Raw genomic sequence first — 6,000 nt, forward strand, 5'->3', positions numbered from 1 at the left:
GCCGATTGCCTGATCGGAAGTCGATTGCCTGATCAGAACCGGCGATCGGCTTGCTCGCGGGGATCTCCCGATGTAGAGTGATACCCGCCAGGACGCAAAAGACGCGCAGGCTCGACGCGGATGCATCGCGTTCCGCCGCTCGCCCAGTATCCACCGACCGAATGGAGGAGTGCGATGCGAACGACATCCGGCGTGTTCCGTAATCTCGCCATGGCCGCGCTGACGGCGGCCTCGCTCGCGTTCGGCGCCCGCGCGGCGCTGGCGGACACCGCACCCATGCAGGCGTGCGCCGACCCCACCGCGCAGGGCTCGTGCAACTCGACGTCGGACTGCCGCAAGATCTGCAACCGGCTGTCCAACGGCCTGATCCCCGTCTGCGACACCGCGTCGCACTGCTGCACCTGCCAGAAGCTGTGAGGCGCTGACGTCGCCGGGCGCCGCCCGAGAGGCGGGCGGCGCGCTTCACCCCGAGGAGGGAGGCACCATGACCAGGTCCGCTCGCATCCGGAACGTGCTGTTCGGCGTGGGCGTCTGCACGGCGCTCGGGTTCGGCGCCGCGACGGCGACCGCGCATCCGCGCTCGGCCAGGGCCATCATCACCGACACCGCCGAGGAGTGCACCGCCTACTGCACCTCGACCGGCAAGGCCCACTCCAGCTGGGATCCGCGCACCGGCGCGTGCCGCTGCTTCTGATCGCCACCATGAACGAAGCCCCCGCCGCCCGGTTCGCGGCGGGGGCTCTCGGAAGGATGGCCCGGCAGCGCGCTCTACTGGCGCGCGGTTGCGGCGGGCCTGTATTCCGGCTGCACCAGGGCCCCGGTCGCGCGCACCATCCCCGGATAGCTGGTCAGCAGCGTCCACTGCTCGAGCAGCTCGTCGGCGGCCTGCTGCGCGCCGTGTCGCAGGAACGGTGTGGAACCCTCCTTCTCCACCCGGCGCGCAGCCGCCAGTATGCGTCGATGTCCTGCGCCATCCGCGGCCAGAACGGATGCACGTCACGCAGGGGAGCCAGGGAGTCGTGCAGCGAGCGCAGGGCCTCCTCCTCATCCTGGAACTGGGTGTTGAAGCGCACCCCGGTGTACCGCGCGAACAGCTCGTGAAGCAGGAGAAGGCACTCGTTCAGCGCGTCCTGCGCCTCCTCCATCTCCGGCTCGTACAGCTGCTCGACGTCGGCCCGGGTGAGCGGGGCAAGTCCCCAACCGGTGCTCATGGCATCAGCCTCTCTATTTCTTCGCGGAATCCGGGGCTCAGCCGGATGCGGTTCCATCTCCCGCTCCGCCGTCCGGCTTGCGGAGAACGAAGCTGAGGTAGCGCGTGCGGCCGGTGCGGAAGCGCGCGTAGGCCGCCGAGCCCTTCATCGCCGCGAACTCGTGGAACGAGTCGCGGAACCAGCGGGGGCACTTCTGCTCGATCAGGCGGCGCTTGCGGTCGTCGTCGCGGTCCAGCGCCTCCAGCACGTTGGGGGTGATCTCCGTCTCCCGCAGCACGTCCAGCCCCGAGCCGCGGATCTGCGCGCGCCACTCGTCCAGCTGGTGCGGGCCGCGGTGGTCGGTGTAGAGGAAGTGCCCGCGGGGGCGCAGCACCCGCCGCACTTCGCCCAGGAAGCGCTCCATCGAGCCGTAGCCGTGCGACGACTCCACGTTCAGCACCACGTCGAAGCTGGCGTCGGGGAACGGGAGCGCCTCGGCATCGCCCGCGCGGAAGGCGAGGCGGGGGACGGCGTGGTGGCGCGCGCAGAACTCCACCGCGGCGGCACAGCGGTCCACCCCCACGTACGAGCGCGGCCCCAGGTAGCGGGCGATGTACGACGCGCCGCCGCCCCGCCCCGAGCCCACCTCCAGCACGTCCTTCCCCACCAGCTCGATCTCCCCCGCCAGGTGATGGTAGAGCTGGATGCAGTAGCGGTCGGCCTCGTCCTCGTCGCGCAGCGCCAGCCCGCCGCCGTTCGTCCCCGGCACCGCGAAGCCGTAGTTCATGAACACCATGTCGGCGTCACGGTCCACGCGCGACAGGATGCGGTACAGCAGGCCGATCATCGCCCGTTTGGCGGCGGGGGAAATGGCGAGCGCCGCATCGAAAGCCCGCTTCAGCATCGACCTCTCCCGCGGCAATGGTGATCCGATGATGGGGACCGCCCGACCGGCGTGAAGCGCGGATACAAGAGAGCGTTGCGGACGTCCGCCGCGTCAAGGGAGACGATCGGGTGCGCGAACCGGCCCTCCTCACCGGCGACTGAATCAGTCGCAGCGTCGCATCAACAACCACGGAAAGCCTCGCAAACTGCGCGAGGCTGTTCGGCTCGTCGGCGGCCAGGGCGCATCCTTTCATCCTCCCTGAACGCGCGTTAGCGCGGGGACGACTCGGGACGACGGCCGGGTCGATGCGGCCAGGGATGCGCGAACTGAATTCCCCGATTGGGTAGAAGACGAGCGCCCCGCCGGAACTGGGCCGGCGGGGCGCTCGTTTCGGTGCCGCGGTCGATCAGGGCCCGAGCAGGATCGCGTTCAGCAGGAGCGGCTGGGCGGAGCGCCAGAAGAGGCGGAAGAGCGGGTCGTCGGCGAAGAGGATGATGCTCCCGCGCCCCATCTGCCTGGTCACCAGCCATCCTCCCTGCCCCAGCCGCCGCACGTTCTCGGGCGAGATGACGCCCGAGAGGCGCTGCGGCGCCTGTCCGAAGTAGGCCACCGTCTCGATCCCCTCGCCCGGCTCGAACACGGTCGTCCCCATGTGCAGCACGAAGGTCTGCCCGGGGCGGTCGTCCAGCCCCGCGCCGAAGGCCAGCGGGTGCGCGGGGTCCAGGGTGACGGAGAAGATGGCGCCGGGGACCTCCTGCCTCCACTCCTGCCGCTCGCGCTCCTCGCGCCCGGCCAGGAAGCGCGACCGCGCGCTGGAGCTGTCCTTGGCCGGCTCGCGCACCTTGATCTCCGCCAGCCCCGCCGCGGCTTCCGCGCCGCCGGCCACGGCGATCAGGCGGCCGCCGCGCTGCATGAACTGCTTCAGCGCGTCGTCCGCCCCGCGGATGGCGCGCGGCGCGGCGTCGGGGATGACGATCACGTCGTACCGCGTCAGGTCCGCGCGCCCCAGGTCGGCGCCGTCGATGGCGTCGAAGCGCATCCCCAGCTGCTGGTCGAGCATGAACCAGAACGCGCCGAACGAGCCGGGGTCCACGCCGTCGCCGGAAAGCACGGCCACGCGCGGGCGCTTCACGTTCAGCACGTTCTCGCTCCCCAGGTCGATCCCCTCCTCGCTGTGGCCGGTGGAGGCGACGGCGACCAGCCCGCCCAGCCCGGCGCGCGTGGCCCGCGCCTGCAGCGAGTCGTTCCCCCGCGCGGGAATGAACCACGTGCCCGCCGGCCAGCGCCGCCCGCCGAAGGTCGCGGGCTTGGTGAGCACGCGCGCGCGGCCGCCCACGTCCAGGAAGCGCATCACCGCGGCGCTCCCCGCCTCGCCCGGGGCCACCAGGTAGCCGTAGGCCGGCGCGGGCGCCTGCGTGGCCGCGGTCCCCTCCGACGGCGCGGGGACGGAGGCCCAGCTCCCGCCCGGCGCCGCGGCGGCCCGGTACGCCGACACGCCGTAGGCGTAGGGGAGCGACCAGGCGCTGATGTCGTACGAGAAGTTGGCGCGCAGCGGCGTTTCCTGCTGCAGCAGGGTGACGGCGAGACGGCCCATCCGCTGCCGCGCGCGGACGCGGTAGGTGCCCGCGGGGAACTGGCCGCGCGCGGTGAAGCCCGCCAGCGGCGTGGCCCGCGCGCCGAAGCCGGCGGTGGCGCGCTCCACCTCGATCCCCTGGCGCCGCAGGTGGTCGACCAGGGCCTGGATGCGCGAGGGGTCCGTCCCCGGCACCAGCAGGAAGTCCTGCTCGTTCACGCCCGCCGTCCGCGCGGCGCTGGCGTAGTCGGCCAGCAGCTGCGTCTTCCCCGCCATCGCGGCGCGCAGCGTGGCCTCGCCGCTGGTCCAGTGGTGCAGCGCGCGCTCCTTCAGCGTCAGCGTATCTCCATCTTCCCGCTCCACCGCCTGGCCGGCGGCGCCGTGGCCGGCCTGCTCGTACGTCATCCCGATCGCCCCGGTCAGGCTGGGCCAGCTGTCGCCGTAGCCGGGATAGAACAGGTCGAACTCCTCGCCCGTGTAGTAGTCCCACCCGTGCTGGTCGAACGCCCGCGCGTTGGCGTCGCCGAAGCGCTTCCCCCACTGCAGGATGTACGGCGGGTAGATGGGGTTCACCGGCGCGGTGGCCGGAAAGAAGAAGTAGCTGGAGTTGAAGAACATCTCGTGGAAGTCCACGTGCACCTGCGGGTTCCACCGCCACCAGGTGGCCAGCCGCGCGCGGGTCTCGGCCTGCGTGGCCCAGCTCCAGTCGCGGTTCAGGTCGAACAGGTAGTGGTTGTAGCGCCCGCCGGGCCACGGCTCGCGGTGCTCGCGCGCCTGCGGATCGGGGTTGGGCCGCGCCCCGCGCACGCCGCGGTACCAGTTCACGTAGCGGTCGCGCCCGTCGGGGTTGGTCACGGGGTCGATGACCACCACCAACGAGTCCAGCACGCCGCGCACCTCGGAGGCGCCGCGGGCCAGGTCGTACGCGGTCCACAGCGCCGCCTCGCTGGACGAGCTCTCGTTGCCGTGCACGCCGTAGCTGAAGTAGACCACGGCGGGGTTGGAGGATGCGACCTGCTGCGCGCGCTGGGCGCTCGTCTCGGGCCGCGTGAGCTCCGCGTTGGCCGCGAGCACCTGGTCCAGCCGGGCGAGAACGTCGGGCCGGGCGATGACCAGCTGGAAGAGCTCGCGCCCCTCGTAGGTCTGCCCGTACGCGAGGTAGCGCACGCGGTCGGGCGCGGCGGCGGCCAGCGCCCTGGCGTACTGCTGCACCCCGGCGTACGGGGTGAAGCGCTCGCCCAGGTCGTAGCCCAGCACCTGCGCGGGCGAGGGCACCTGCTGCGCGGCGGCGAGCGCGGGCAGCAGCGCCAGCGCGAGCGCCGCGGCGCGGGGGAAAGTGCGTGGTGGCATGCGGTTTAATGCGGTGGAGGAAACCTTTTCGGGCGCCGCGGGGTGAAGGGGACGAAGCTACGCACGGCGCCGGAAGGGCGCAACGCGCGGGTTGACACGCCTCCGGAGCGCCGGTAGCCTCACCCGCGCCGGGGGAATGGACCGTCCTCCGCCGACCGGCGGCGCGGTGATGCCCGGGGAGATGCCAATTTGTTACGGGAGAAGCAGATGCGGGGGATGATCGTGGCGGGCACGGCGCTCTGCGTCGCGCTGGCGGCGTGCACGGGAAAGAAGCAGGCGCCGACCGCCATCTCCCGCACGAAGTTCGTGCAGGCGAACGCGGACCTGCGCTCCGTTCCCGACACCGTGCCCAACGGCGACCGCCTGCGGGAGGCGGCGCTGAAGAAGCACCGCGTCAGCGAGGCGGACCTGCGGCGCTTCGTGACCGTGCACCAGCGCAACACCGAGTACATGGCCACCGTATGGCGCGAGATCGCCGACAGCGTGCAGAAGCGCTACGACCGCTCGTTCCCGCTGCAGCACCCCACGACGGAGCATCCCCACGTGCCGAACCAGCCACCGGGCGCCACGCCGGTTCCCGCCGGGGAGCCGGTCCCCGCCACGCCGGCCGGGCCGCCGCCCACGGTGAACACGCCGGCCGGGCAGCCGCGCCAGCCGCAGCGCCCGCATCCGCCCAAGCTCCCGGTGACCCCGCCGCGCCTGGTGCGCCCCTCCACCGCCCCGCTCGACACGCTCGACGAGTAGCGGCCGGTCGCCCGGGTTGGCTGACCGGAGCCGCACCACCCGCCCGATTGAGACGTGATACCGAATTCGGGATCGTCGTGCAATCCGGCAGCGCACGTGCGACCTCACCCATGGATCCTTCGGCCTGCAACCGCTCATGCGAGGGAAATGACAGCGTGGGCGGCCTCAGGATGACGTCTCTCTGTGCGTTTGGGTGCACAGGTGATCGCCAGGTCCGAGATGAGAAGTGCGCCGGAGCATCCGCCCCGGCGCACTTC

The 6,000-nt window shown here is 72.0% G+C and carries 6 protein-coding genes; 3 read left to right on the plus strand and 3 right to left on the minus strand.

The features are described 5' to 3' along the window. Positions 1-174: 174 nt before the first annotated feature. Positions 175-417: a hypothetical protein gene (locus VLK66_RS06555; protein WP_325308585.1), complete on the plus strand. Its 243-nt coding sequence runs from the start codon at positions 175-177 to the stop codon at positions 415-417. A 67-nt stretch (positions 418-484) separates the two neighbouring features. Further along, positions 485-694 carry a hypothetical protein gene (locus VLK66_RS06560; RefSeq protein ID WP_325308586.1) on the plus strand — a complete coding sequence of 70 codons (210 nt, stop codon included), beginning with the start codon at positions 485-487 and terminating at the stop codon, positions 692-694. A 154-nt stretch (positions 695-848) separates the two neighbouring features. On the opposite strand, the gene VLK66_RS06565 is transcribed toward VLK66_RS06560, so the two are convergent. The 3 genes from VLK66_RS06565 to VLK66_RS06575 form a co-directional block, all read right to left on the minus strand. Then, a complete protein-coding gene (locus VLK66_RS06565) occupies positions 849-1,211 on the minus strand; it encodes a hypothetical protein (RefSeq protein WP_325308587.1) in 363 nt (120 codons plus the stop codon). Positions 1,212-1,248: 37 nt separating this feature from the next. Continuing rightward, the gene (locus tag VLK66_RS06570) at positions 1,249-2,094 is read right to left on the minus strand and encodes a class I SAM-dependent methyltransferase (protein WP_325308588.1); all 846 of its coding nucleotides are present in this window, start codon (positions 2,092-2,094) and stop codon (positions 1,249-1,251) included. Positions 2,095-2,482: 388 nt separating this feature from the next. Continuing rightward, positions 2,483-4,999, minus strand: a complete 2,517-nt coding sequence (locus VLK66_RS06575; RefSeq protein WP_325308589.1) for a M14 family metallopeptidase — start codon at positions 4,997-4,999, stop codon at positions 2,483-2,485. 207 nt (positions 5,000-5,206) lie between these two features. Here VLK66_RS06575 and VLK66_RS06580 point away from each other — a divergent pair, with 207 nt between their 5' ends. Beyond that, the gene (locus VLK66_RS06580; protein WP_325308590.1) at positions 5,207-5,743 is read left to right on the plus strand and encodes a hypothetical protein; all 537 of its coding nucleotides are present in this window, start codon (positions 5,207-5,209) and stop codon (positions 5,741-5,743) included. Positions 5,744-6,000 lie beyond the last annotated feature (257 nt).

It is taken from the genome of Longimicrobium sp. (genome assembly GCF_035474595.1).
Classification (GTDB): Bacteria; Gemmatimonadota; Gemmatimonadetes; order Longimicrobiales; family Longimicrobiaceae; genus Longimicrobium.

Excerpts from the sequence above, each read along its gene's own strand:
- VLK66_RS06560 (WP_325308586.1), top strand. The coding sequence starts at position 485 with ATGACCAGGTCCGCTCGCATCCGGAACGTGCTGTTCGGCGTGGGCGTC.
- VLK66_RS06570 (WP_325308588.1), bottom strand. The coding sequence starts at position 2,094 with ATGCTGAAGCGGGCTTTCGATGCGGCGCTCGCCATTTCCCCCGCCGCC.
- VLK66_RS06565 (WP_325308587.1), bottom strand. The coding sequence starts at position 1,211 with ATGAGCACCGGTTGGGGACTTGCCCCGCTCACCCGGGCCGACGTCGAG.
- VLK66_RS06555 (WP_325308585.1), top strand. The coding sequence starts at position 175 with ATGCGAACGACATCCGGCGTGTTCCGTAATCTCGCCATGGCCGCGCTG.
- VLK66_RS06575 (WP_325308589.1), bottom strand. The coding sequence starts at position 4,999 with ATGCCACCACGCACTTTCCCCCGCGCCGCGGCGCTCGCGCTGGCGCTG.
- VLK66_RS06580 (WP_325308590.1), top strand. The coding sequence starts at position 5,207 with ATGCGGGGGATGATCGTGGCGGGCACGGCGCTCTGCGTCGCGCTGGCG.